This window comes from Streptomyces sp. NPDC048106 (genome assembly GCF_040706415.1).
In the GTDB taxonomy this organism is placed as follows: domain Bacteria; phylum Actinomycetota; class Actinomycetes; order Streptomycetales; family Streptomycetaceae; genus Streptomyces.
The window spans coordinates 40546-66241 of the sequence record NZ_JBEZND010000044.1; the positions used below are offsets into that span (position 1 = coordinate 40546).

Consider the following 25696-nt stretch of genomic DNA (forward strand, 5'->3'; position numbering starts at 1 on the left):
GGAGGGCCGCGAAGTTTTCCGTTCCGTTGGTCTGATCATCTGTTAGCGTGCGCGGGTGGAGGATCTGGGACTCGTGGCGTGGCCGCCTGAGCCGATCAGGACCGAGCGGCTCGTGCTCCGCGCGTCCGGGCCGCAGGACCGTGCGGCGTTCATCGAACTGCTCGCCTCGCCGGAGGTGAACGCCTACCTCGGCGGTCCCCGCCCGCGTGACGAACTCGAACGCGAGACGCCTGAGGTGCCCGAGCGGTGGCCCGGGAGTTTCGTCGTGGATCTCGACGGGGCGATGATCGGTCAGATCCTGCTCAGGAGGGCGACCGGGCACCGCCGCCCGGCCGCCGTGGACAAGGCCGACCTCGGCTACCTGTTCCTGCCGCGGGCCTGGGGATCCGGGTACGCCACCGAGGCGTGCGCGGCGGCGCTCGGCTGGTTCGACGGCGTCCTTCCCGGCGAGCCGGTGGTGCTCACCACCCAGAGCGCCAACGTCGGCTCGATGCGCCTCGCGGCGAAGCTGGGATTCACCGAGGTGGAACGGTTCGAGGCATGGGGCGCCGAGCAGTGGCTCGGCATGCGGTCCCCGGGCACACCGTCTGCCGGTCGCGATCGAGAGGTTCGCGGACTGTAGCGGGCCTCTGGCAGAGGCAGCGGGCCTCTGCTGGCTCGGGTGTGAGAAGCGCGGTCAGGGACGGGCCGTCGGCGGCGGGTTCCCTGACCGATTCGTCGGCGTCGGGCGTGACCGTCTGTTCAGACGCGGTCGGCCGCGATCAGGACGTACTGGAAGGAGCCGTCCCGGTACGACTCGATGAACGCCTCTTCGATCCCCGTGACCAGCGAGGACGTGGCCCTCAATTCCCAGTACGGCAGGGTGTCGGGGGTCAGGTCGACGATCGTCTGCGGGACGAGCCGGTTGTCGGCCATGGCCCGCAGGTACTCACGGCGGGAGTGGATGTTGCACTCGAAGTGGGCGTTGATCTGGGAGACCCACTTCGACGGCTGGCCGTAGCGAGGGTTCCAGCAGCCGGTGATCGTCACGTACCGGCCGCCCACCCTGAGGAAGCGGGAGTGCTCGGCGAACAGGTCGTGCAGGTCGACGTACATCGTCGACTCGTTGTTCCACGAGGCGGCGACGCTGCCCTTCTCGAAGGGAGTGTCGAGCATGTTGCAGACGTGGGACCGCACATGGTCCTGGATACGGAGCTCTTGCGCGCGCCCGTTGCCGAAGTCGGCCTGCGCGGCGGACAGGGTGACGCCCTGGACCCGGCAGCCGAAGCGGCGGTGGGCCATGACCATGGATCCGCCGCGTCCGCAGCCGGCGTCGACGAGGGTGTCGTCGCTCTTGACGGGACCGAGGTGGTCCAGGAGGAAATCGGCCTGGGCGGACTCGAGCCGGTGGAGTTCGGCGATGAGCTTCTTCTCGTACTCGCTGTGCTCCGGGTCGCCGAGCGCGGCGTGGTCGACGGCGCCGATGCCGTAATGGTGGTGGTAGAGCCCGTCCACGTCACCGAGGCGCAGGTTCACCGGCCTCGCCTCGCTGTTCCAGTAACGGGCGATGTCCGCCTGATAGGGGGTCGCCGGGGCCGGAATCGTGGTGGCGATGGCGGGGGTGGTTTCCGTGATCACAGAAGTATCCGTTCCTTACCAGAAGTCGGGCAGGGTGTAGCGGTAGGTGTTGGTGCGGTGCCAGTCGTGGTTGCCGTCGACCCAGGTGGCCACGCCCTTGAGGAAGCGCAGCACGCTGGGCAGGGGACAGTCCGCGGCGAGGTCCGCCGCGGCCGCCTCGAAGGCGTGCATGAGCTGGTTGTGGACCTCGACAGCCTTCAGATACGCGTCGCGTTCGGAGAGCTGTTCACGCTCCGCGATCACCACGGGCAGGTTCAAGTGCCTGCCGGGGCTGGCGAGTTCCTTGGTGTAGGAGTAGAGGTCGTTGACGATGGTGGTCGCGTTCCCGGCGAGGGCGATGACCCGCTGCATCTTCGGCAGGGCGTGCAGGTCCGCCGGCAGTTCGTAGCCGCCGACGGTGTCGGTGATGGTGGGGCAGGGGCGGAAGTTGTTGAACTGGCGCATCGCCAGGTACTCCCACACCTCCGGGACGTGATCGGTCTCGGCCCAGGCGGCCTCGGCCAGGTAGCCCATGTGCAGCCGGGCCATGTCGTGCCGGTAGCGGTCGGCCTGGGAGGGCGTGGCCACGCGGACGAAGTAGTCCATGGCGCTGCGGTACGCGCGCCGTGGGGCGTCGGAGCTCAGCGACTCCTCCCACGCCGACGCGTACTCCGGGGTGGTGTGGAGGTGGTCGAGGGTGGTGTGCGCGAGGAGGAGGCGTCCGCCGAGGCCGACGGGCGAGCCGCCGTGGTCCTCGCAGTAGCAGTCGTCGACCGCGTTCTCCGCGACCATCAGCCGGGTGGCGAGCATCAGGTGCTCGACCGTGGGGGCGTCGGGGTGGCAGCCGACCATGTACCGCCCGACGGAGAAACCGTCGAACTGGCCCTCCCAGTCCTCGGGGTAGAGCTGGACCTCGTCCTCGGCCCAGCGCTTGATCCGGCGGCTCACCTCCTCGACGCGCGCGGGATCGGGCTCCGGGACGGGGTGGTGGTAGAGACCGGGGACGGCCCGGCCTTCGGCGGGCGCGGCGGGGGCCGGGGGCGCCGGCTCCGGCTCCGGTTCCACGGACGGCGGGTTCGGCCCGCGGACCAGGGAGAGCGAGGACGTACCCAGGCCGGTCGGTCCGCCGAGGACCCGCCGCAGGGCGGGGTCGGCGGCGGGCGCGGCCGGTTCGGCGGGGGCGACGGTCGTGAGGTATGACGTGATCGACTGCGGCTCGGGGATGAGTGACCCGGGGGGCCCGGGATCGTGCATCTGCGGCTCCTTGCTGCGGCGGAGGAGGTTCTCGTGCCGTGCGGGCGGGGTGTCGGCCTCTTCCGCGAGACGTGCCTTCAGTTCCGCCCGCGGGCGATGTGCACGTTCTCCAGCACGCCGAGCGCGTCGGGTACGAGCACCGCGGCGGAGTAGTACGTGCTGACGAGATAGGAGGTGATCGCCTGCTCGTTGATGCCCATGAAGCGCACGGAGAGCCCCGGCTCGTACTCTTCGGCCAGGCCCGTCTGCCGCAGGCCGATGACCCCCTGGTTCTCCTCGCCCGTGCGCATCGCGATGATGGAGCTGGTCTGCTCCTTGCTGATCGGGATCTTGTTGCAGGGCAGGATCGGCACCCCGCGCCAGGCCGGGACGGACTGCCCGCCGAGGTCTACGTGGTCCGGATAGAGGCCGCAGGCGCTGAACCCGCGTCCGATCGCGGCGATCGTCCTCGGGTGGGCGAGGAAGAGCTTGGTGCCGCGACGGCGGCAGAGCAGCTCGTCCATGTCGTCCGGGGTCGGCGGCCCGGAGTGGGTCTGGATGCGCTGCTTGAAGTCGGCGTTGTGCAGCAGCCCGAACTCGCGGTTGTTGATGAGCTCGTGCTCCTGGCGTTCACGCAACGCCTCGACGGTGAGACGGAGTTGCTCCTCGGTCTGGTTCATCGGCCCGTTGTAGAGGTCGGCGACCCGGGTGTGGACCCTCAAGATGGTCTGCGCGACGGAGAGTTCGTACTCGCGCGGGTTCAGCTCGTAGTCGACGAAGGTGTCCGGCAGGTCCGCCTCGCCGACGTGACCGGCCGACAGGGCGATCTCGGCCTCGCCGTACTTGTTCTGCCGCTTCCGTGTGGCGGAGCCGAACTCCTCGATGTGGGCCTGGAGGCCCGGCGCGGAGGCACGCACGGCGGCGAAGTCGGCGCGGGCGAGGGTGAGGAGAGTGCCGGCGGTCTCGGCGGTGGCCGTGTAGTCGTGGCGGGCGTCGGGGTCCAGGAGGGCGTTCTCGCCGAAGTGGTCGCCGTCCGCGAGCACCGCGATGCCGGATTCCCCGCCGTACGGGCCGTCGCAGGTCTGCCTGACGCGGCCATGGGCGATCATGTGGATCCGGTCGGCCGGCGCCCCGTGCTCCACCAGTACCTCGCCGGCGGCGAAGTCGCGCTGCGTGCAGCGGTCGGCGAGGGCGGTGAGGGCGTCCAGGTCGTCGAAGCCGCGCAGCAGGGCCAGTTCACCGAGTTCCCGGGGGATCACCCGGACCGTGGCGCCTTCCTGGACGAACTCGATGCGCCCGTCGCCGAGGGTGTGGCGCAACCGTCGGTTGACCCGGTAACTGCCGCCCTTGGTCTCGACCCAGGGGAGCATCCGCAGCAACCAGCGGGAGGTGATCTCCTGCATCTGCGGGGCGGACTTGGTGGTGGTGGCGAGGTTGCGGGCGGCGGCGGTACTGAGGGACTGCTGCGGCCCGGCTGGTGCGGCCTGGGCCTCCGGGCTGCTGTCGACGGTCATCAGGGTGAGCCTCTCCTTGCGTGACAGGGCGGTCGGCGCACCCGGCACCGACCGCGAGACAGGGAGGAATGGGGAGGGCGGGATCCCGGGGATCCGTCCACCGAGAGGACCGTAACGGCCGGTCAGGTCACTCCCTCGGGAAACCCATGTGCTTACTCCGAAGCAGTGATAAAAAATTGAACACGGTTTATCGGGCCAATAAGCGACATCGCGCCACCCTCGTGAGGCCGTGCCGCGCCGCCCGAAGACGATCACAGCGTCGTGCCCGCACATGATCAGGCCAACACCCGGCTGCGCCCAGCCGTGGGCGTTCGATTCCAGATGATCGATACCAAGGGGTCCTGGGTTGCGCGTTGAGGCGGTGAACAGCAAGAAACGCGGTCTTCTGCTGTGGTTGGTTTGTCGCTCGGGACGCGAGGCTCGGCTGTCGCGTGGCGGAAGCCCCGAGCGTGGGCTCGCCTGGGCCGGAGTTTCCCGCCGTACCGGCTGGTAAAACCGCTGTCGGGCAAATGGATCAGGATGATAGAACTACCGCCGTGCACAAGACTCTGGAGTTTCCCGATCTGCTGCGGCTGATCGATGAACGTGCAACCGCCTTCCGCGCCGCGATAGCCGCCGCGCCCAGCCTCGACCTGCCCGTGCCGACCTGCCCCGAGTGGACGCTGTACGACCTGGTGCAGCACATCGGCGAGGGCCGCCGCCGCTGGGCCGCCACCGTCGCCGCCGGGCCGGACGCCACGTCCAGGACCCCGGCCCAGGGTGACGCGGTCGCGCCGCACGAGCGCGAGGCCGTGCTGGCCTGGCTGGCCGCCTCGACCGAGCTGTTGCTGGCGGCCCTGCGGGAGGCCGGTCCGGACCAGGGCTGCTTCACCGGCTGGGGTAACACGCAGACGCCGCACACCGCCGGTGGCGTCGCCCGGCACCAGGTCCAGGAGATCGCGGTGCACACCTACGACGCCCAGCTCACCGTGGGCGAGCCGGCCTCACTGCCTGTCGAGGTGGCGCTCGACGGTGTCGAGGAGAACCTGTTCATCGCCAGCTTCTCGACGAGCGCCTGGCCGCACAAGCCCACCGCCTTCGACTTCCACGCCACCGAAGGCCGCTCCTGGCGCCTCACGGTCGACGGCGACGGTGCACGGACCACCCGGCTGCCCGCTACCGGCGAGGACCCGGACGCGGCAGGCCTCTCCATTCGCGGCACGGCCAGTGATCTGGTGCTCTGGCTGTACTACCGCATTCCGGTGGACTCCCTTCAACTCGACGGGGACCCGGAGCTGCTCGACCTGCTCCTCGCCTGGGAACCGGAGGACTGGGCGTGACGGCACGCCACCGCGTACGAACCTGCCGCTGAATCGCGAACGGACCCGCGCCGAACGGATAACCGATTGCGAGGGTTGGCTGCGCGCATGGGACGAGGGAGTTCACAAGCGCTCCGACCTGGCCGGATGGGCGCAGCACGGCTACTTCGCCAGCCACCCGCGCTACTTCTGGGGACTTCGGCCGCACCTGCTGTGCACGCTGGGCGGGCTGCCGATCGCGTTCGCGCTCACCGGGGCGAAGGCCGACGAACGCGAGACTCCGGCCCGCGAGGGCGAGGCTGAGCGGGCCGGATCACGGCTGTTCAAGCCGTTGCGGCAGGTCATCGAATCGATCAACGAGACCTTCAGGGGCCAACTCGACCTCGAACGCCACCGCGGCCGCGCCCTCGGCGGCGTGATGGTCCGCGTGCTTCAGCGAATCCTCGCGATGACCACCGCCATCTGGCACAACCGAGCACACCGGCCCCATCCCGGCCGGGCCCCACGCCGTATCCATAAGGCGTGGGGAAACCGGTCCCCGCACTGCGTCGCGGCCAGAGAAGACGAACGGCATGAACATGAAAGACGCATACGAGCGGATGGACCCCGAACTCGCCGATTCCATCGCCGCCACCGTCCCCGACGAGTCCATCGTCACCGCCGACGAGATCCGGGTGCCGCGCGCCGAAGGCCCCGACGTCACGGTCCTCCTGCCGCGTCCGCCGACACGCCCGGGCCGCTGCCGGTCCACGTGTGGTTCCACGGCGGTGGCAGGTGCTCGGTTTCGCCGCCGAGGACGTGCCCTGGCTCAAGCCGCTGTGCGCGGCATTCGGCTGCGCCGTCGTCAGCGCCGACTACCGGCTGGTCCCGCCAGACCGACGGACGAGACCCCCACTCCTTGCACGACTACCTCGTCCGGCACTTCACGAAGACCCCGGCACCAGTGACTGCCTAGTGACACGCGGGTGTGGCGACCTGCATTCTGTGCGGAATCGCGCCGACGCCTCCGAACCGACCACGCACCGCTCGGCTCGGAGGCCGCATCCGAGATGAATTGGAGCACTCCCATGCGCATTGGAGTCCCTCGCGAACCAGCAGGGGAGACACGCGTCGCCGCGACCCCGGCGACGGTCAGACAACTGACAGGACTCGGGTACGACGTGGTCGTCGAATCGGGGGCCGGGGCGCTCTCCGCCTTCGCCGACGAGTCGTACGCGGAGGCCGGGGCGCGGGTCGGCACGGGCGAGGAGGCGTGGGGCGCCGACATCGTCTTCCGGGTCAACGGCCCGTCGATGGACGAGGTGGGCAGGCCGAGGGACGGCGCCACACTGGTCTCCACCCTCGCGCCGGCACTCAACCCCGAACTGGTCGACGCCCTCGCGGCGAGACCGATCACGGTGCTGGCGATGGACGCGGTGCCCCGCATCAGCCGCGCCCAGTCGCTGGACGTGCTCTCGTCCATGGCCAACATCGCCGGCTACCGCGCGGTGGTCGAGGCGGCGCACGAGTTCGGCCGCTTCTTCACCGGCCAGGTGACCGCCGCGGGCAAGGTACCGCCGGCGAAGGTGCTCGTCGCGGGCGCGGGTGTGGCGGGTCTGGCCGCGATCGGCGCGGCCTCGTCGCTGGGTGCGATCGTGCGCGCGACGGACCCACGCCCGGAGGTGGCCGATCAGGTGAAATCGCTGGGCGGCGAGTACCTGCCGGTGGTGGTCGAGGAGGAGACGCAGCAGTCGTCCGACGGCTACGCGAAGGCCACCTCCGACCGCTACAACGAGGCCGCCGCGAAGCTCTACTCCGACCAGGCCGCGGACGTCGACATCGTCATCACCACGGCGCTGATCCCGGGGCGTCCGGCGCCGCGGTTGATCACGGCCGCCGACGTGGCGAGCATGAAGCCGGGCTCGGTGATCGTCGACATGGCCGCCGGCATGGGCGGCAACGTCGAGGGCAGCGTCCCCGGGGAGCGGGTCGTCACCGACCACGGCGTGACCATCCTCGGGTACACGGACCTCGCCGGCCGCCTGCCCACCCAGGCCTCGCAGCTGTACGGCACCAATCTGGTCAACCTGATGAAGCTGGTCACCCCGGGCAAGGACGGGAAGTTCGTGCTCGATCTCGACGACGTCGTACAGCGCGGCATCACCGTGGTCAGGGACGGCGAGAAGCTGTGGCCCCCGCCGCCCGTGCAGGTCTCGGCGGCGCCCGCCGCCGTCAGCGCCGGGCCGGCTGCCGAGGGGGCCGTCACGGAGGAGAAGGCACCGGTCAGCGCCCGCGCCAAGCTCGGCCTGAGCATGGCCGGCATCCTCGTCTTCGGCCTGGTCGTCGCCTTCGCCCCGGCCCCGCTACCGCAGCACTTCACCGTACTGATGCTCGCGATCGTCATCGGTTACTACGTGATCGGCAAGGTGCACCACGCGCTGCACACCCCGCTGATGAGCGTCACCAACGCCATTTCCGGCGTCGTCGTCGTGGGTGCGCTGCTGAAGGTGTGGTTCCCCGACCACCTCATGCAGTCACTGGGAGCCGTCGCCGTCCTGCTCGCCTCCATCAACATCTTCGGTGGCTTCGCGGTGACGCGCCGCATGCTCGCCATGTTCAGCAAGGGGAACTGACGACATGACCGTCTCCGCCATGGCCACCGCGGCGTACATCATCGCCGCGCTGCTGTTCATCCTCAGCCTCGCCGGACTGTCCCGGCACGAAAGCGCCAGACACGGCTGGGTCTACGGCGTCACCGGCATGGGCGTCGCCCTTCTCGCCACGATCGTCCACGTCATCGAGGACGGCCACGACCAGGTCGGCGGCGACAGCACTGCGGGCATCGTCCTGATGTTCGTCGCCGTCGTGGTCGGCGGTGCGATCGGCCTGTGGCGTGCCCGGATCGTCCAGATGACCGGCATGCCCGAACTGATCGCGCTGCTGCACTCCTTCGTGGGTCTGGCCGCCGTGCTGATCGGCTGGGTCGGCCACCGCGAGGGCCTGCTGGCCGGTGGGCCGGACGAGTCGCCGATCTCGCTGTGGCACATCCACAACGCCGAGATCGCCATCGGCATCTTCATCGGCGCGGTGACCTTCACCGGCTCGATCGTGGCCAACCTCAAGCTGTCGGCGAGGATCAAGGGCGCCCCGCTCATGCTGCCGGGCAAGAACCTCATCAACGTCGGCGCGCTCGTGGTCTTCGCGGTGCTGACCGTGGTCTACGTCCGTGTCTCCCGCGCCGGGACCGACAGCACGGGCACGATCGTCCTCGCGCTGCTCACGCTGGTCGCCCTGGCGCTGGGCTGGCACCTGGTCGCCTCCATCGGAGGCGGTGACATGCCGGTCGTGGTCTCGATGCTCAACAGCTACTCCGGCTGGGCCGCGGCGGCGTCGGGCTTCCTGCTCGACAACGACCTGCTGATCGTCACCGGCGCGCTGGTCGGCTCCTCGGGTGCGTACCTGTCGTACATCATGTGCAAGGCGATGAACCGGTCGTTCATCTCGGTCATCGCCGGTGGCTTCGGCATCGAGGCCAAGGCGTCGGACGACACCCAGTACGGTGAGCACCGCGAGATCTCGGCCGAGGAGACCGCCGAGCTGCTGGCCGCCGCGTCGAGCGTGGTCATCACGCCGGGCTACGGCATGGCTGTCGCCCAGGCGCAGTACCCGGTGGCCGAGCTCACCCGGCTGCTGCGCGAGCGCGGTGCCGACGTCCGCTTCGGTATCCACCCCGTCGCCGGGCGGCTCCCCGGGCACATGAACGTGCTGCTGGCCGAGGCGAAGGTGCCCTACGACATCGTGCTGGAGATGGACGAGATCAACGACGACCTGGGCGAGACCGACGTCGTCCTGGTCATCGGCGCCAACGACACCGTCAACCCGGCCGCGACGGAGGACCCCGCCAGCCCGATCGCCGGCATGCCGGTGCTCCGGGTCTGGGAGGCGAGGAACGTCGTCGTCTTCAAGCGCTCCATGGCCGCCGGCTACGCGGGCGTGCAGAACCCGCTCTTCTTCCGGGACAACTCCCAGATGCTCTTCGGCGACGCCAAGACGAAGGTCGACGAGATCGTCGGAGCGCTCTCCCTGACCCGGGCTCAGCGCGCCACGGCGTAGCTCGACGGGCCCGGCGGTCTTCGGTCGCCGGGCCCTTGGGGGTTACGGCCGGGACGGGTTCGGTGCGGGCAGGTCTCTGGTGTAGCGGAGTTCGGGGACCAGGGTGCCGTCGACCGGCCACTGCGAGGTTCCGCCGTCCGGGGCGAAGCCGCCTCGTTCGTAGAAGCGCCGCGCTCTTGTGTTGCCGGCGATCACCCACAGGACGAGCCGGCGGAACGAGCGTTCCCGGGCGGTGGCGAGTGTCCGTTCCATCAGGGCCCTGCCGATGCCGGTGCCGAGGCGGTCGGGGGCGGCGTAGAGGGCGAGGAGTTCACCGTCCCGGGGTTCCCGGTCGTCCTCCCGGGAGGGGCCGAGTGCCGCCCAGCCCACGACGGTGCCGTCCTCCTCCGCGACCAGGTTCACCACCGTGTCCGCGGCGCGCACGAACATGTCCCGGCGCACACGGGCGTCCTCCGCCACCGTGAGGGCGTCCAGATGGTCCTGCGGCACCATGCCCGCGTAGGCGGCTTGCCAGCCTTTCACCCGTACCGTCGACACACCGAGGATGTCTTCTTCACGCATGGGACGCACCCGTATCATGCGCTGATCGTAGCGACATGACGGGCATGTTCCCGGTTCGGCGAGGGCTCCCGCACCCTGTCAGGTGGTCGCGGCGCGCCGGGCGCCGTAGACGGCTGCGCCGAAGGCCAGCACCGCGGCCCCCGAGGCGACCGAGGGCAGGGGGAGGGCGAAGGCCAGGGCCAGGCAGCCGGCCAGCCCGAGCGCGGGGATCAGGCGGTTGGGCCGTCCCTCGGATTCGGTGAGGGTCCAGGCGGAGGCGTTGGCGATGGCGTAGTAGGCGAGCACACCGAAGGAGGAGAAGCCGATCGCCCCGCGCACGTCCGCCGTCGCGGCCAGGACCGCGACCACGGCGCCCACCAGCAGCTCGGCCCGGTGCGGCACCTGGAAGCGCGGGTGCACTGCGGCCAGGGCGTGCGGCAGGTGCCGGTCCCGTGCCATGGCCAGGGTGGTACGGGAGACGCCGAGGATCAGCGCGAGCAGGGAGCCGAGCGCGGCCACGGCGGCTCCGGCGCGCACGACCGGGGCCAGCCAGCCGGCGCCCGCCGCCCGGACCGCGTCGGACAGCGGCGCCGCGGCCTGTGCCAGTCCCGTGGGGCCGAGTACGGCCAGGGCGGCGGTGGCGACGGCGGCGTAGACGACCAGGGTGATGCCGAGGGCGAGCGGGACGGCCCGGGGGATGGTGCGGGCGGGGTCGCGGACCTCCTCGCCGAGCGTGGCGACCCGGGCGTACCCGGCGAACGCGAAGAACAGCAGGCCCGCCGCCTGGAGGACGCCGCCGGCGGTGGCGTCCGGGCCGATGTCGAGCCGGGTCGCCGCCCAGGCGCCGGAGGTCACGGCGGCGGCCACCACGGCGGCGAGCACCGCCAGCACCACGGCCACGATGGCGCGGGTCAGCAGAGCGGACTTGCGCACTCCGGCGTAGTTCACGGCCGTCAGCGCCACCACCGCGGCCACCGCCACGGCGTGGGCCTGCGACGGCCAGGCGTACGAGCCGACCGTGAGCGCCATGGCCGCGCAGGAGGCGGTCTTGCCGACCACGAAGGCCCACCCGGCCAGGTAGCCCCAGAAGTCGCCGAGGCGTTCGCGGCCGTAGACGTAGGTGCCGCCCGAGGCCGGGTACCGGGCGGCGAGGCGGGCGGAGGAGGTGGCGTTGCAGTACGCGACCACGGCGGCCAGCGCCAGGCCGTTCGACAGCCCCGAGCCGGCGGACCGCGCGGCGGGGCCGAGGGCGGCGAAGATCCCGGCGCCGATCATCGAGCCGAGGCCGATCACCACGGCGTCGAACACCCCGAGCCGGCGGCGCAGTTCGTCCGGTGTGCCGGTGGCGGTCGATGGCTTGCTCATGGCCCACTTCCTCGATGGCGCGGCCGCCGTCGTCACGTGCCGCGGTACCGGGAGACGATACGGGAGATCGTCGGGGCGACACCCGTGCCGACGGGGTCACCGCTCGCCTCTTCGGCATTCCCGTGTCGCGCGGACCGCCGTACGCCGGACGGGGCCGAACCCGCGTGGGACCATGGGTCATGGGCAACTCACCTTGATAGTCGGCGAGTTGACGGGCAGGCCCGGAAGCGAGCGCAGGAGGCGGAGTTGAATCTTCAGCGAGCACTGGCGCCCAGTGAGGCGGCGATGGCCTTGTCCGGCGGTCCCGTCGTCGTCGGCTGGACGGTCCACGGGAGCCTGGACATCGAGGTGTTGCGGGCCGCCGTCCAGGAGCTGTCCCGTCAACTGCCGGTACTCGCGGCCCGTATCGTCGAGGGGCCCGACGGCCTGGTGCTGCGGCGTGATCGCGCCGACGCGCCCGTCGGCCTGGACGTCGTGCCCGACGGGTGGGCGCCGCAGGACGCGGCCTTCCTGCGGCCGGGCGAGCAGGTGCTGCGCGTCCTCCTGCACCGCGAGGGCCCGGACCGGCACACCGTCGCCCTCCTCGCCTGGCACGCGGTCAGCGACGGCGCCTGCCTGCTGGCGCTGCACCGGCGGTTGTGGCGGATCTACCGGGATCTGTCCGAAGGCGCCGGTCCGGCGGATCCCGCCTCGTACGGCGAGCTGCCCCCGCCCGTGGAGGAGCGGCTCCACGCCCGGTACGGCGCCGCGGACATCGCGGCGTACGCCACCGACTGGTCGGCACGGCTGGATGCCTCACGGCCGGCCGTCCTCGTCCCGCAGGCCGGCCCCGACGGCGGACCGGGGCAGGCTCACGGGGCCCACCGCCACCGGCTCACGCTCTTTGCCGAGCAGAGCCGTTCGCTGGTCCGGCACGCACACCGTTACGGGGCGAGCGCCAACAGTCTCCTCTGCGCGCTGGCGATGAGCGCCGTCCGCCGGCTGCTGCCGTCCGAGGACGGGCCCGTGCAACTGGCCTGTCTGATCCCCGTCGACCTGCGGTCGCGGCTGCGTCCCCCGCTGCCGGCCGACGAGTTCGCCTTCGCCGCTTCCACCACCTCCGCCACCGCTCTCGTCGGCCCCGGCACCGAACCCGGCACCATCGCCTCGGAGATCAGCCGCCAGGTGCACGCGTCCCTGGACGCCGGTCACGCCGAACTGGAGTACCTGGCCACCGCGCGCATGCTGAACCGGCTCGCCTCCGCGGCCATCACGCTGGCCGTCAGCAACGTCATCCACCACAGCACTCTTCCCGTGCTGCCCGACGGCCTGACCGCCGAACGCCCGTACGTCATCACCATCCCTCCGGGCCCCCTGCCGACCGTCTTCGTCACCCGCCACCGGGAGGCGATCTGCCTGGACCTCGTCCAGCCGCGCGCCTGGTACACGCGTGAGCAGGCCGGTCACCTGGCCGACGCGCTGCGGCACGCGCTCACCGCCGTCACCGGAACACCCGGCGTGGAAGACCTCACCCGGCCCGCAACGCCTTCCCCGTGACGACCGGCACCCCTTGCCCCGCCCCGTCAGCGGCACGTCAGCCGGGCGTCAGGGGCCCCTGTCAGTCTTGTTCACGTGAACGGAACCCGGCGGCGACCGGGAGCCGGGAGCGAGGAGAGGTGCCCGGAGCGGTTGATCGGGGACCAGCGAGCGCGTCTCGAGGTCGGATCCTTTCGGGGGTCCACGCAGGTTCGAATCCTGCCCTCTCCGCCGTCTGCGAGCCCGGAAGAGGCTCACTGGGGAACGTCGCGCATATGGCGCAGCGGGGAGAAGAACACGAACCACCCGGCCGCCCACGAGCCGATGAACGCCAGCCAGAGCGCGGGCCGTATCCCGATCAGCGTGCCCAGGGTCCCGCCGAGGATGCCGCCGAGCGGCAGCGTGCCCCACACGACCCAGCGGACGGCGGCGTTCATCCGGCCCATCAGCTCCGGCGGTGTCACCGACTGGCGGTAGCTGACCTGCGCCACGTTGTACACCATCCCGGCGAAGTAGGCGATGCCCGAGCCCAGCGGGAACAGCAGCACGCCCCAGCCTCGCCAGGCGGCCGCCGCGACGACCTGTGGCGCGCTGAAGACCAGCATCGACACCCAGATGATCCGCGCCGAGCCGATCTTCCGGGCGAGCCGGCCGGCGTACACTCCCCCGGCGATCCCGCCGACGGCCGCACCCGCCATGATCAGGCCGGTCAGCGCGGGACGCACGTGCAGCACCCGGACGAGGAAGACCATGGCCAGCGCCGAGCCCATGCCGTTGAACAGGTTCGAGGTGCCGGTGCACGCCACGACCCGCCGCAATATCCGGTGCCGGACGACGAGTCCCAGCCCCTCGGCGATCCGGGACCGCAAGGTCTCGTCCGCTCGGCGCGCGGGCGGCGGCTCCTCGCGCGTCCTGATTCCGGCCACCGACGCGACCGAGACGACGTAGGAGATCGCGTCGGCCGTCATCGCCCCCGCGGCGCCGAACGCCGCGACCAGTCCCCCGCCCAGGCCGGGCCCGCCGAGCTGCGCGAACGCCTGGGTGACGCCGAGCTTGCCGTTGGCGTCCATCAGGTGCTCGGCGCGGACCAGCGAGGGCACGTAACTCTGGTACGCGACATCGAAGAACACCGTGCACACGCCGGCGGTCACGGCGACGAGGTAGAGCTGCGTCATCGTCAGGACGCCGAGGGCACCCGCCACCGGAACCGAACCGATGATCAGCAGGCGGAGGAGGTCGCAGACGATCATGACGGCGCGTTTGGAGCGGCGGTCCACGAGCGCACCCGCGGGGAGCGCGATCACCGCGAACGCCGCCGTGGCGGCGGCGGTCAGCAGCCCCACCTCGAACGTGCTCGCCCTCAGCACGACGACCGCGACCAGCGGCAGCGCGATCTGGGCGACCGCCGAGCCCATCTCACTGACCGTCTGGCCGCCCCACAGCAACATGAAATCCCGCTGCCGCCACAGGTTCGCACCGCCGCCGGGCTCCGGTTCGGCACCGAGCAGGTCCTTCGCTGTTTCTGTCACGGCGCCAACCTAGACGGCGATCACCGGCGACCAACCGCCAGTGCCCGCCGCCCGGCTCCGGCGGGGCGGTCAGGAGTCCGTGACCCCGGCGGGCGTGCGCAGCGGTGCGAGCGCGGTGCTCCGGGCGACCACCTGGTCCAGCATCTCGTCCAGGACGGTGACATGGTGGTCGCCCGGCCGGAGAGTGGTGTGGTTCTCGAAGTCGGCCAGCAGGGACAGCGAGACCTGCGGGGCCACGCCGGTCATCTGCAACGCCTCACAGATCAGGCGCAGTTGCTCGACCGCGCGGACGCCGCCCGCGCTGCCGTAGGAGACGAACCCGACCGCCTTGCCGCTCCACTCCGGATACAGGTGGTCGATGGCGTTCTTGAGCACGCCGGGAACGGCGCGGTTGTACTCCGCGGTGACGATGACGAACCCGTCGTAGGACGCGATGACGTCCGACCAGGCCCTGGTGTGCGCGTGCTGGTACCGGCCCGCCGACAGAAGCGCCGGCACCGGCTCGTCCAGGTGGGGCAACGGGTGGTCGAGCAGGTCGATCACCTCGAACTCGGCGTCCCGGCGGCGCGTTGCCCTCTCGTGGACCCAGCGCGCGACCTGTGCGCCGTTGCGGCCGGGGCGGGTACTGCCGATGATGATCCCGATCCTTGGCATGGTTCTCCCGTTCTGGTGTCGTCCGTTGGGGTTCTGTCGCGGCTGCCGCGGTCAGGAAACCCTCGCCGGGTCAGGCGACGAGCCCGAGCCCGCCAGGGGTGTGGTGTCGAGGTAGCGGATCTCGTAGACGCGCTCCGCGAACTTCCAGCCGTCGGGGGTGCGCCGGTAACGGTCGTGGTACAGGGCGTAGTTCATCCCCGACATGCCGTCCCGCATGCGGCCCAGCTCCTGGATGTAGGCACGGCCGGACGCCGTGTCGCCCGCCAGCCGGATCGCGCCGGGGTGAGTGTTCTGCACGAAGAACTCCCACTGCGCCTGCAACCGCGCGACCCCGGCGCGAATCTGCTCCCGGCCGTTCAACTCCACGTCGGCCTCGGGGATCCGGCACACCGCGTCCTCGGTGAACAGCGACGCGAGGCGGTCGTAGTCCCGCATCATCGCGGCATCGGTGAACTCGCCGCGCAGCGCCTCGATCTCGACGCGGTCGGCGATGGCCTCAAGGTCCCTCATGGGTCTCCCCCACATCCGTCTCGCTCGGCTCTCCCGGACCGGGTGAGCCTCCGAGCACTACGACGAGACAGGGGGCCGGAATGTCACACGGCGCCGCGACGTGACATTCCGGCCCGCTGTCTCGTCGTAGTCACGACGGCGGATCCGACGAGAAAGCCCGGCGAAACCATGACGCAGCCCTCAGGGCCAATAGACGAGCGATACGGCACCGACCTCGGGGAGGTCATCAGCGAAAGAGGGCAGCTTGTCGGTCTCGCCTACCGGCTCCTCGGTTCCCTGGCCGAGGCCGAGGACGCCGTCCAGGAGACCTACGCCCGCTGGTACGCCATGTCCCGGCCGCAGCAGGCCGCCATCGAGTCGCCCGGCGCCTGGCTGACGACCGTCGCCACCCGCGTCTGCCTGGACCTGCTCGGCTCGGCGCGGGCCCGGCGCGAGCGCTACGTGGGCGAGTGGATACCCGAGCCGCTCCCCGAACGGACCGAGTGGGTCGGCGCGCCGGCGGCCACCGGCGCCGCGGATCCGGCCGACCGGGTCACCATGGACGAGTCGGTCGGCATGGCCTTCCTCGTCGCGCTCGAATCGATGACCCCGGCCCAGCGCGTCGCGCTCATCCTCCACGACGTCTTCCGGTACTCCTTCACGGAGATCGCCGAGATCACCGGCCGTACCCCGCCCGCGTGCCGTCAGCTCGCCTCCACGGCCCGCCGCCGTGTCCGCGCCCTGCGGCCGGCCGAGGCCCCGGCGGCCCAACAGGCGCGTCTGGTACGGGACTTCAGACGGGCCTGGCAGGCCCAGGACATCGACACGCTCATCGGCCTCCTCGACCCCGACGCCACCTTCACCGCGGACGGCGGCGGTCTGGCCAGGGCCGCGCTCCACCCGGTGGAGGGCGGCGCGCGGATCGCGCGCTATCTCGCCATGCTCGTCGGGAGGACGCCGGGCGACCTGGTCGTCCTGGAGCGCGTGGTCAACGGGCGGCCCGGCCTGGTGGCGCGGCGGGACGGGGTCATCGCGGCGGTGTACGCGTTCGATGTCGTGGACGACCGGATCAAGTTCATCTGGGCCGTGCGCAATCCCGACAAGCTCCGCCCATGGATGGGCGGCACCGGGCAGGAAGCGGTCTGACGCCCCCGGTCAGGACCGTGGTGCCGTCTCTCGGTCGGCGTCCCGTGCCGCGCGCTCCAGCCGGCTCCGGTAGTCCTCCCACCACGCCGGGTCGTGCGATGCCATGTTGTCGCCGCCCTGGCGCAGCCCTACGTCACCGTCGACGAGTTCCCGGACGATGTCGGCGTGGCCGGCGTGCCGGTGCGTCTCGCCGATCAGGTTGACGACGGCACGGTGCAACGTGACCTCGTTCCTGCCCTCCGGCCACCACGGCACCTTGCCCGGCGTGTCGAGGTCCAGCGCGTCGATCGTCGCGTCCGAGTGCGCCCACGCGCGGTGGTAGAGCTCCACGACGAACTCACGGGACTCGTCGGCGGTGGCCCACATGTCCGCGTTGGGCTCGGCGTCCTCTTCCAGCCACGGCAGCGGCTCGCCGGACGGTCGGCCGAAAACCTCGCCGAGGTAGCCCAGTTCCACGCCGGCCACGTGCTTCACCAGGCCGAGGAGGTTGGTGCCGGTCGGTGTCAGCGGGCGGCGGATGTCGTATTCCGAGAGCCCTTCGAGCTTCCACAGCAACGCATCGCGGGCATTCTGCAGGTAGAGACGGAGGTCGGCCTTGGCATCTGGTGCGGTCATGGGGCCACTCTGCCGTTCCGCCCGCCGCCACCGACGTCATTCGGCCACATGCCGCCCCATGGTGGCCGGTGCGCGCCCCGGAGCGGAGGGCGGCGCGGGCGACGGGCGCGAGGACGGCCCCGGGTGCGGGGCCGTCAGTGCAGGTCCACCTGGAACGCGTGACGGTGGTCGGCGGGGCAGGTGAAGACGCGCAGGTCTCCCCACCGGCCGACGACGACCTCGGTCTCGTCGTCGCTGGCCACGGTGAACAGGAGTGTCATGGCGGTGCCGCAGTCATCGCAGGCGAGAACGGCGGGGTGCGTGAGGTGCCAGGTCGGCCAGCCGCCGAGTTTCCAGCCGGCGAGGCGGGTGATGTGGTCACCCCCGTCGCCGGTCTCGCGGAGCAGTTCCGCGAGCCGCGGACGGAGCTGTGGCGGCAGTTCCTCGCGGAAGGGGAAGTCGGTCACGCGCTCCGCGGTGACGGCGCACGCCTGCGGCAGGTAGCCCTCCTCCTCGTAGCGCGTGGGCGCCGGCGGCGTCGCCAAGGGGCTGAGCACGTCGGCGGTCCTGCGCCATCGCAGGTCGACCACAGGGCTGATGTCCGCCTGTCCGGCCGGAGGGTCCCAGTGTTCGTTGGGGCACCAGAGGATCTGGAGGAGGTCGACCCCGGCGGGCCACCAGGGTCCCGGCGCATCGCGGCGGAAGATCTGCGCGACCGGCACCATGGCCGTGGCAGGCTCACCGACAGGGCTGTTCTCGTCGGGCAGGGAGCAGGTGGGCCACGGTTCGTCACTCGGCCAGAGCAGCGGTCCGCCGAGGGAACTGTCCCGGCGGTCCGGCTCCGCGCGCTCGGGATGGAATATGACCGCGTCGCGCGCATAGGGCGCGAGTTCGGGAAGTACGGCGAGCACCGCGTCGGCTGTCGGACGAGGGGTGGGGATCATGGTGCCTTCCGGTCAGGGAGTTGTTGCAGGGTCCAGCCGTTGCCGTCGGGGTCGGTGAACGCCGCGTAGGAGACCGTCGGTTTGCCCGGTGCGCCCATGGCCTCCACTTCGGCGACCTCGACTCCGCGCCCGGTCAACTCGGCCCGGGCGGCGTGGATGTCGTCGACGACGAGGTGCAGGCCCTGGACGGAGCCCGCGGGAGTTCCGACGAGGCCGACGCCGATGGCGATCGAGCAGGCCGAGCCCGGCGGCGTCAACTGGACGACCCGGAAAGCCTCGTTCGGGCTGAAGTCGAGGTCGACCTCGAAGCCGAGCCGGTCGGCGTAGAAGGCCTTGGCGCGGTCGACGTCGGTGACCGGGAGCGGGATCAGTTCGAGGCGGTATTCCATGGCGGTGGTTCCCTTCGCGAGGCTTGGTGGTGACCCGGGGGGACTTCAGGCCGATCGCAGTGGCGGCACCTGTCTCGTGAGGGCGGCGGCCGGCAGCGGGTTGTCCGGTTCGGCGCCCGGGTCGGGGGTGATGAGCACGCCGGCCGATTCCGCGTCGAATCCGGTCGGCCAGACCGTGAGGACGCTCGCCAGGGCGCCTTCCAGTTTCGCCCGGCTCAGGTCGGCGCCGCCGAGGTCGCAGCCTCGCAGGTCGGCCATCCGCAGGTCCGCGCCGGTGAACACGGCGTCATGGGCGCGCGCCTTGTGCAGGTTGGCCTCGCGCAGGTCCGCACGGGAGAAGTCCGCGTCCCGCAGGTCGGCCTTGACCAGGCGCGCGCCGCGCAGGTCGGCCTCGATGCCGCGGACCTGGCGGAGAATCGAGGTCCCGAGTTCGGCGTGCCGCAGGTCGGCCGCTATCAGCGACGCCTTGCTCAGTTCGACCTGGTAGACGCTCGCCGCCGCCAGGCACGCGCCGTCGAGGTTGACTCCACGCAGCCACAGCCCGTCGCAGTCGGCTCTGCGCAGGTCGGTCAGGCTGAGGTTGAGCCACTCGGGGCGGCGCTCCCGGCCGAGGACGCCGAGGCAGGTCAGCGCTGTCTGCGCATCCGCGGCGCGGGTCTCCAGCGGTCGTACCGCGTTGATCGAGGCGTCCGCTGCCGGGGATCCGGGCTCCTGCGGCGGCCAGGGCAGGTGCGTCCGGACGTACGCCGCCATGATGGAGATGACCGCCTCGCGATCGCGGACGGAATGGTCCGCGATCCGCCACAGCGCGTAGACGCCCCCGATGCGCACGTCCAGTTTGTCGCCGCCGAGTTGGTCCACGGCCCGGCTGAAGCGGTCGGTGACGTGGCCTTCCCAGGTCGCCTTCAACCCGTCCTGGCTGACGCGCAGTTGTCGCCATGTGGCGTAGGCGCCGAACAGCACGACCACGCCGCCCACCGCTTGCAGGAGCGTGGCGCGCACGTTGTTCACCGCGCTCAGCCGCTCGGCCGCGGCGAGGTGGCCGCCGGCGAGGTCGTGGTCGACGACCAGCCCCGGAAGGATCAGGAGCACGACGCCCAGGACGGCGACCGCGGCCAGTGCGGCCGAGACGACGGCAACGGTACGAGCCGTACGCGAACGGCCACGAACAAGTCCCCCCATGGACATGGGATCTTAGGGCAGGGCCGGACACGGCCGGTTCGCGCGGTCACGGGCCTGGGCGGGTCGCCGGGGGCGGGGCTGGGTTCTCATCGGTAGTCCTCGGGATGCCCCTGCATCCATGCGTTGATCTTGTCCCGTGTTCCCGTGAGCAGGGCCTGGTGCTTCTTGAGGTTCTCGAAGGAACTGTCGCCGCCCAGTTCGCTCCGCAGTTCCGCGATCCACGCGAGGGGTTCCTTGAAGTGTGCGGGGCCCTGGGGGTCCGCCTTCATCGCCGCGTCCAGGCTGGTGAGTTCATCGAGCACCCGCCCCAGGAAGTATTCGCAGTTGCCCTGGGTCGTACACCCGTCGTTGTACGTGGCCTGAAGCCTGGCGAACACGTCGCGGACCTTCTCCACGCTCCGTGCCGGTTCCGTCGTGGCCGGAGCGGGCGGTTCCCCGGTCGTCCTGGACGGGGAGGGTGGGGCCGTCCTGCTGACGTCGCTGGTGGGCGAAGGTCTCTCGCTCGACGTCGCGTCGGGACCGCCGGAGCAGGAGAGCAGCAAGGACGCCAGGGCCGCGACGAGCGCGGAGACGCCGAGGGCGCGCCGTGTGCGTGCGTTGATCATGCTGCCTAGGACTCCTCGATGGGCTCGCCGGTTGCACCGCCACCGCAACGGGTACGGCCGGTACGGCAGTTGGCACGACCGGGACGTTCAGGTCAGGACCAGCCAGCGGCGGCCGTCGACGAGTTCTCGGGCCGCGTCGAGGTGGCCGGCGTGGCACGCGGTCTCGGTGATGACATGCAGGAGGACGTCGCGCAGGGTGTGCAGGTGCGGTTCACCGAACAGGTCGCGGGGCCACCAGGCCAACGCGGCGTCGGCAGGGGTGGCGGTGATGACGGCGTCGGCGAGTGCCGCCTCCTGCCGGTACCGGTCGAGCACGTCGGCGGCCGGCACGTCCGGGGCCACCTGCCAGGCTTCGTCGCCGCTCGTCAGGCCGCGGATGACCGCCTCGTCCCCGGCGACGACCGCGCGGAACCAGAACCGCTCCACGTCCAGTGCGAGGTGCTGGACCAGCCCCAGGCAGTGCCATCCGGACGGCAGCACGGGCCGGCGCAGATCCGTCGCGTCGAGCCCGTCGAGGATGCCGAGGACGTGGCGCCGCTGTCCGTCCAGGCTCCGCAGAAGCGCCCTGGTCTCACTGCTCTGGGTGGTCTCGCTCGAAGCTTCGGTCACGGTCACCCATGATCCCCCAATCCCCGCTACCGCGCGGGGAGTTACCCGACGGGAGTGGAGGCCTTCGCGAAGCCGCCCAGTGCCCCGATCCGGTGGTGATGAGCCGGTGCCGTCAACTTGGCCGGTAGTAGGTGTCGATGGGGAGGCGTGCCTCGTCGAACAAGGCGGGGCCGTCCTGCGTCACCGTCGGCCATTGGCCCGACTGCGGGTTGAGTTCGATGAGTTGCTCGGTGGAGAGCGCGTAGACGACTCGCCCGATACCGGAGCGGAGGATGCCGCCGGCGCACATGCCGCAGGGCTGGCAGCTGGTGTACAGGGTGGTGCCCGCGGCGGTCCGCGGGTCGAGGTCGCGGGCCGCCCAGCGGGCCAGTTTCAGTTCCGGGTGGGCGGTGATGTCGTTGTCGCGCCGCACCGTGTTGTGGGCCTCGGCGAGGACAGCTCCGTCGGGGCCGGCCAGCAGGGATCCGTATGGCGCGTCGCCTTGTTCGACGGCGCGGGCCGCGATGCCGATCGCGCGGCGCAGCAGCGTCTCGTCGGCCGTGGTGATCATGATGCGGTCCTCCATTGGGTGGCCACCTCGGTGAGCGCCCGCCAGGCCGTGTGCGGCCGGCGCGTCTCCTCGGGATCGCCGTGATAGGGGTCGAGTACGACCGTGTCGGCGCCGAGCGCACGGAGCTGGTCGAGGTCGTCGAGGATCTGCTCGATGGTGCCGACGCCGGCGGGCCGTTCGGGGTCGTCGACCGCAGTGGTGGTCAGTCTCAGCGCGATGCGGGGTACGAAGGCCGGCAGCGAGTGCTCGGCCAGCACGGCACGCATCCGGGCCAGGGGCAGCCGCAGTGGGTGCCAGGCGTCCCCGAACCTGGCGGCGCGCCGGAGTGCCGCCGCGCTGTGGCCGCCGACCCAGACGGGGATCGGGTCGGCGCCGTCCTCGGTCTCCGTGCGCCAGGCTTCCCTCAGGGTGGCCAGGCATTCGTCGGTCAGCCGGCCTCGCGCGGCGAACGGCACGTCGAGCGCGTCGAACTCCTGCCGGGCCCAGCCCGCGCCTACCCCGAGCACCAGCCGGCCGCCACTGAGCCGGCTGAGGTTCCTGGCCATCCGCGCCACCAGCAGCGGATGCCGGTACGGGAGGATCAGCACGGTGGTGCCCAGCCGCACCGTGGTGGTGACGCCGGCCAGCCAGGACAGTGTGGTGAACGGCTCGTGGAACGGCTCCGGGTAGCGCTCGGCCACATCCGGGGTGACGACCACATGATCCGACACCATGAGGAGGTCGTAGCCGAGCCCCTCCGTGATCCGGGCCCAGTCCCGCAGCATGCCGGGATCGGTACCCGGCCCGAAGTTCGGTACGTTGACGCCAAGTCGCATGATCCGAAGCTATCCCGGTGACCACGGGCCGCTGAAGCATATCCTGCCGGTGATACCGGCGTTCTTCCATGATTTTGCCGGTAGGGTCGCGCCATGGCCGTGAATCTTGACGACATCGACTGGGCGATCATCGAGCAGTTGCAGCGAGAGGCCCGCATCTCCCTCAGCGAGCTGGGGCGGCGTGTGAAGCTCAGCTCGTCGGCCACCACGGAACGGGTGCGGAATCTGGAGTCGCTGGGCGTCATCACCGGCTACCACGCCACGGTGGACCTGGCCAAGGTCGGTTACGCCGTGCTCGCCGTCGTCAGGCTGAAGTACCCGGGCAACCGCCACCAGCCGTTGCGCAAGCTGGTCACCGAGCGGAAGGAGATCCTGGAGTGCCTGCGCACCACCGGCGACGACTGTTACACGCTGAAGGTGGCGGCGACCTCCATGGAGCATCTGGAGGCTCTCATGGACGAGTTGGCCGGCCTGGGCAGCACGACGACGAGCGTCGTCTACAGTCACACGCTGCCCTATCGCGGACCTGAACGCCCCTGATCGGCCGGCCGCGTCGCGGTGAGTTTCGGATCTTGGCGGCCGTCCGTCATACTCCCGGGGAACTCACACCGCCGGGGCGCGAGATGGTCCTTCTCCCCCGTGGTGACGGACGGAGGAGGAACGTGCGGTACCACATACGCCGGACGGCGCTCGTCGCGGCGGTCCTGGTGATCGCGGCGGCCCTCGGCGGCTGCGACGACGAGCCCCGCAAGGTGTCGGGTCTGCTGGACAGCACGCGGCACGTCCAGGAGTGGACCACGCGCGCGACCCGGCCGCACATGGTCAAGCGCTGCCACCCCGGAACCAAGCGGGTACGGCACACCTCCGGCACCGGCAGCAACAAGCGCACCTGGTACACCGACAAGCAGACCACCGTGTGCACGAAGGTGCGTCAGGGTACCGAGACCTACCGCCGCGTGATCCGTCCGGAGCGCTGGTGCGTCAGCCTGGACGACGTGGGCGGCAAGGAGTCCAGGGACAACCTCTGGTACCGAGTCGACCGAACCACGTATCGGGATGCCCGGGAATTCAAGCCCGGACACCACATGACCATCGAGCCGGAGCGCGACGGCTGCTGAGCCGGCACGGGGGCCGGGCCGGTCCCCGTGGAGCCACGGGACGTGACGGAGGAAGAGTCCCGCGCGGCGGGTCGCGGCAGACGCCGTTGACGCGCGGAACGGCACGTGGACGGCACGCGGGCCATGGCGGCGGTCGCCAGGAGCGCCGTCGCGGGTCACGGCGCCGACGGCGAGACGGCCGGTCCCACGACGACCGGGCCCGGCCCTCCCCTCCCCGGCCGGTTCCTGCCCCGGCGGCCGCTTGAGCCCGGCGGTCCGGCCGCCCGTGGCAGCGCGTCCACCCCGCACCCAGCCCCCTCCCGCGCCGACCGACCGGACGACCGGGTGGCCGGATAGCCGGATAGCCGGACGACCGAATGGCCGGAAGCGTCACTCTCCGCCTCGGGACACTCCCGCAGTACGTCGACAAGTCACTCGCCCGACAGGGCGTCAGCCGCATCAACGGCAACCTGCTCGGGCATCATCCGCGCATGGGCCCGCGCACACGAGCCCACGATGCGGAACGCCTTTCCACCACGGCCCCGCAGACGATCGGTCCATGCGGTGGAGCAGCCATGCCCGGCCCCCCTTTTCCGCACCGTCCGGGGGTCGGGCCGGGTCTGCGGAGTCGATCTCACGAACGGCCGATCACCGCTCAGCCCGCACAATCTCTTCACATAAACCACAAAACGATGCACAGAGTTGCGAGAGGCCGTCAACATGATGGGCAGTCACGACCGTTCCGGCAGAGTGGACGGGTCGAATGGCGACAGACGCGAGGCGATACCCACGCCCGTATCCGGCAACGCTCTTCCCGCCCCCAGGCTGGCGCGCACCATCCTCCTCACCGCATTGCTGGGCTCCACGCTCCTGACCACCACGGACATCCTGAGCTCCGGCGCCTCCCCCTCCGCCGAGACCGCCTGGCTGCTCCTCCTCCCGGTGATCCTCGCCCTCCAGGTCCTGCACTCCGTCCCGGACAGCAGCCGGGCTCCGCTGCCCCGCAAGTGCCTGACCCTGGCCGCTCAAGTACTGCTGACCTATCTGCCGCTCCTGCTGTTCCGGACGTTCTGGGCGACGATGGCCGCCTGTCTCGCGGGCTCGCTCCTGCTGCTGCTCCCGCCCCGGGCGGCCTGGCCGCTCTTCGGCCTCGTGGGGCTCAGCATGGTGGTCCCCACCGCCCTGGACGGCGGCCCGGTCGTGGAGAGCATCCGACTTTCCCAGGTCTCGCTCCTCACCGGCTTCGTCCTCTACGGACTGGCCCGGCTGACGGCGCTGATCACGCAGTTGCACGCGGTCCGCGGTGAACTGGTCCGGCGGGCGGTCACCGCCGAGCGGCTGCGCTTCGCCCGGGACCTCCATGACCTGCTGGGCCACAGCCTCTCCGCGATCACGCTGAAGAGCGAGCTGATCCACCAGCTGATTCCCGCGCATCCCGCACGCGCGGTGAAGGAGGCCGGCGAGGTCATGTCCATCGCCGAACAGTCCCTCGCCGACGTCCGCAGGGCCGCGAGCGGATTCCGCGACCTGTCGCTGCGGCAGGAGATCAAATCGGCGCGTTCGATGCTCGACGCCGCCGGCATCACCGTATGGGCGAAGGTGGAGCTGGGTCCGCTCTCCCCCCATGTGGACACGGCGCTCGCCACCACGCTGCGGGAGGCCGTCACCAATCTGCTGCGGCACAGCGACGCCTCCCACTGCCGCATCGAGGCGGTGGAACTGGACGGTGTGGTCCGGCTGCTGGTCGAGAACGACGGCGCCGACGCCGCCCACCACGACCCCTCACCCTACGGCGGCCACGGACTGGGCAATCTGCGGGAGCGGATGACCGCGGTGGGCGGCCGGCTGGAGTCGGGCGCCTGGCCGGGCGGCACGTTCAGGCTGCTGGCCGAAGTACCCGCGCAGCGGCCCTCTTCCACCGCGCGGACGGGCGGCTGACC

At 71.1% G+C, this 25696-nt stretch carries 25 protein-coding genes and 3 pseudogenes; 12 read left to right on the top strand and 16 right to left on the bottom strand.

The window, feature by feature from the left end; all coding sequences use genetic code 11:
* The first annotated feature begins 55 nt into the window (after positions 1 to 55).
* On the top strand, positions 56 to 622 hold the full coding sequence (locus AB0927_RS33085; RefSeq protein ID WP_366671480.1) for a GNAT family N-acetyltransferase: 567 nt from the start codon (positions 56 to 58) through the stop codon (positions 620 to 622).
* A gap of 119 nt (positions 623 to 741) precedes the next feature.
* On the opposite strand, the gene AB0927_RS33090 is transcribed toward AB0927_RS33085, so the two are convergent.
* The 3 genes and pseudogenes from AB0927_RS33090 to AB0927_RS33100 form a co-directional block, all read right to left on the bottom strand.
* Complete coding sequence (locus AB0927_RS33090) at positions 742 to 1617, bottom strand: geranyl diphosphate 2-C-methyltransferase (protein WP_366671481.1); 876 nt, start codon at positions 1615 to 1617, stop codon at positions 742 to 744.
* A 15-nt stretch (positions 1618 to 1632) separates the two neighbouring features.
* Positions 1633 to 2742 (bottom strand): annotated as a pseudogene (locus AB0927_RS33095) (family 2 encapsulin nanocompartment cargo protein terpene cyclase); the annotation flags it as partial.
* Positions 2743 to 2927: 185 nt separating this feature from the next.
* Entirely contained in the window at positions 2928 to 4343 is a 1416-nt protein-coding gene (locus AB0927_RS33100) for a family 2B encapsulin nanocompartment shell protein (protein ID WP_366671482.1), read from the bottom strand.
* A 536-nt stretch (positions 4344 to 4879) separates the two neighbouring features.
* On the opposite strand from AB0927_RS33100, the gene AB0927_RS33105 reads away from it, so the two are divergent.
* From AB0927_RS33105 to pntB, 4 genes and pseudogenes are all read left to right on the top strand, one after another.
* Positions 4880 to 5662, top strand: coding sequence for a maleylpyruvate isomerase family mycothiol-dependent enzyme (locus tag AB0927_RS33105; protein ID WP_366671483.1), 783 nt, complete (start codon positions 4880 to 4882; stop codon positions 5660 to 5662).
* Between the two features lie 106 nt (positions 5663 to 5768).
* Positions 5769 to 6113 (top strand): annotated as a pseudogene (locus tag AB0927_RS33110) (IS982 family transposase); the annotation flags it as partial.
* Positions 6114 to 6708: 595 nt separating this feature from the next.
* Positions 6709 to 8253, top strand: coding sequence for a Re/Si-specific NAD(P)(+) transhydrogenase subunit alpha (locus AB0927_RS33115; RefSeq protein ID WP_366671484.1), 1545 nt, complete (start codon positions 6709 to 6711; stop codon positions 8251 to 8253).
* A 4-nt stretch (positions 8254 to 8257) separates the two neighbouring features.
* A complete protein-coding gene (pntB, locus tag AB0927_RS33120; protein ID WP_366671485.1) occupies positions 8258 to 9733 on the top strand; it encodes a Re/Si-specific NAD(P)(+) transhydrogenase subunit beta in 1476 nt (491 codons plus the stop codon).
* A 42-nt stretch (positions 9734 to 9775) separates the two neighbouring features.
* Here the strand turns inward: pntB and AB0927_RS33125 are convergent, their stop codons facing one another.
* A complete protein-coding gene (locus AB0927_RS33125) occupies positions 9776 to 10294 on the bottom strand; it encodes a GNAT family N-acetyltransferase (RefSeq protein ID WP_366671486.1) in 519 nt (172 codons plus the stop codon).
* A gap of 78 nt (positions 10295 to 10372) precedes the next feature.
* Complete coding sequence (locus AB0927_RS33130) at positions 10373 to 11638, bottom strand: APC family permease (RefSeq protein ID WP_366671487.1); 1266 nt, start codon at positions 11636 to 11638, stop codon at positions 10373 to 10375.
* Positions 11639 to 11884: 246 nt separating this feature from the next.
* On the opposite strand from AB0927_RS33130, the gene AB0927_RS33135 reads away from it, so the two are divergent.
* Both AB0927_RS33135 and AB0927_RS33140 read left to right on the top strand, forming a co-directional pair.
* Positions 11885 to 13174, top strand: coding sequence for a hypothetical protein (locus AB0927_RS33135; protein ID WP_366671488.1), 1290 nt, complete (start codon positions 11885 to 11887; stop codon positions 13172 to 13174).
* 113 nt (positions 13175 to 13287) lie between these two features.
* Positions 13288 to 13384, top strand: a pseudogene (locus AB0927_RS33140).
* Between the two features lie 23 nt (positions 13385 to 13407).
* On the opposite strand, the gene AB0927_RS33145 reads toward AB0927_RS33140, so the two are convergent.
* The 3 genes from AB0927_RS33145 to AB0927_RS33155 form a co-directional block, all read right to left on the bottom strand.
* Positions 13408 to 14682 carry an MFS transporter gene (locus AB0927_RS33145; RefSeq protein WP_366671489.1) on the bottom strand — a complete coding sequence of 425 codons (1275 nt, stop codon included), beginning with the start codon at positions 14680 to 14682 and terminating at the stop codon, positions 13408 to 13410.
* A 69-nt stretch (positions 14683 to 14751) separates the two neighbouring features.
* Entirely contained in the window at positions 14752 to 15336 is a 585-nt protein-coding gene (locus tag AB0927_RS33150) for an NAD(P)H-dependent oxidoreductase (protein ID WP_366671490.1), read from the bottom strand.
* Between the two features lie 51 nt (positions 15337 to 15387).
* Complete coding sequence (locus tag AB0927_RS33155) at positions 15388 to 15846, bottom strand: nuclear transport factor 2 family protein (protein WP_366671491.1); 459 nt, start codon at positions 15844 to 15846, stop codon at positions 15388 to 15390.
* Between the two features lie 168 nt (positions 15847 to 16014).
* On the opposite strand from AB0927_RS33155, the gene sigJ reads away from it, so the two are divergent.
* On the top strand, positions 16015 to 16971 hold the full coding sequence (gene sigJ, locus AB0927_RS33160) for an RNA polymerase sigma factor SigJ (RefSeq protein ID WP_366671492.1): 957 nt from the start codon (positions 16015 to 16017) through the stop codon (positions 16969 to 16971).
* A 9-nt stretch (positions 16972 to 16980) separates the two neighbouring features.
* Here the strand turns inward: sigJ and AB0927_RS33165 are convergent, their stop codons facing one another.
* From AB0927_RS33165 to AB0927_RS33200, 8 genes are all read right to left on the bottom strand, one after another.
* A complete protein-coding gene (locus tag AB0927_RS33165) occupies positions 16981 to 17586 on the bottom strand; it encodes a DinB family protein (protein ID WP_366671493.1) in 606 nt (201 codons plus the stop codon).
* A 134-nt stretch (positions 17587 to 17720) separates the two neighbouring features.
* Entirely contained in the window at positions 17721 to 18509 is a 789-nt protein-coding gene (locus tag AB0927_RS33170; protein ID WP_366671494.1) for a hypothetical protein, read from the bottom strand.
* Complete coding sequence (locus AB0927_RS33175; RefSeq protein WP_366671495.1) at positions 18506 to 18898, bottom strand: VOC family protein; 393 nt, start codon at positions 18896 to 18898, stop codon at positions 18506 to 18508. Before AB0927_RS33175 ends, AB0927_RS33170 begins: the two co-directional genes overlap by 4 nt.
* Positions 18899 to 18943: 45 nt before the next feature.
* On the bottom strand, positions 18944 to 20080 hold the full coding sequence (locus AB0927_RS33180) for a pentapeptide repeat-containing protein (protein ID WP_366671496.1): 1137 nt from the start codon (positions 20078 to 20080) through the stop codon (positions 18944 to 18946).
* A gap of 86 nt (positions 20081 to 20166) precedes the next feature.
* Positions 20167 to 20685, bottom strand: coding sequence for a hypothetical protein (locus AB0927_RS33185; RefSeq protein WP_366671497.1), 519 nt, complete (start codon positions 20683 to 20685; stop codon positions 20167 to 20169).
* Positions 20686 to 20772: 87 nt separating this feature from the next.
* Positions 20773 to 21300: a DinB family protein gene (locus AB0927_RS33190; protein WP_366671498.1), complete on the bottom strand. Its 528-nt coding sequence runs from the start codon at positions 21298 to 21300 to the stop codon at positions 20773 to 20775.
* Between the two features lie 106 nt (positions 21301 to 21406).
* Positions 21407 to 21844: a nucleoside deaminase gene (locus AB0927_RS33195; protein ID WP_366671532.1), complete on the bottom strand. Its 438-nt coding sequence runs from the start codon at positions 21842 to 21844 to the stop codon at positions 21407 to 21409.
* Positions 21841 to 22659, bottom strand: coding sequence for an LLM class flavin-dependent oxidoreductase (locus tag AB0927_RS33200; protein ID WP_366671500.1), 819 nt, complete (start codon positions 22657 to 22659; stop codon positions 21841 to 21843). Before AB0927_RS33200 ends, AB0927_RS33195 begins: the two co-directional genes overlap by 4 nt.
* Before the next feature lie 93 nt (positions 22660 to 22752).
* On the opposite strand from AB0927_RS33200, the gene AB0927_RS33205 reads away from it, so the two are divergent.
* From AB0927_RS33205 to AB0927_RS33220, 4 genes are all read left to right on the top strand, one after another.
* Entirely contained in the window at positions 22753 to 23199 is a 447-nt protein-coding gene (locus AB0927_RS33205) for an Lrp/AsnC family transcriptional regulator (protein WP_366671501.1), read from the top strand.
* Between the two features lie 122 nt (positions 23200 to 23321).
* Positions 23322 to 23777 (top strand): hypothetical protein, encoded by a 456-nt coding sequence (locus tag AB0927_RS33210; protein ID WP_366671502.1) that lies wholly within the window; start codon positions 23322 to 23324, stop codon positions 23775 to 23777.
* A gap of 105 nt (positions 23778 to 23882) precedes the next feature.
* Complete coding sequence (locus AB0927_RS33215; protein ID WP_366671503.1) at positions 23883 to 24113, top strand: hypothetical protein; 231 nt, start codon at positions 23883 to 23885, stop codon at positions 24111 to 24113.
* 393 nt (positions 24114 to 24506) lie between these two features.
* Positions 24507 to 25694: a histidine kinase gene (locus AB0927_RS33220; protein ID WP_366671505.1), complete on the top strand. Its 1188-nt coding sequence runs from the start codon at positions 24507 to 24509 to the stop codon at positions 25692 to 25694.
* Positions 25695 to 25696: the final 2 nt, after the last annotated feature.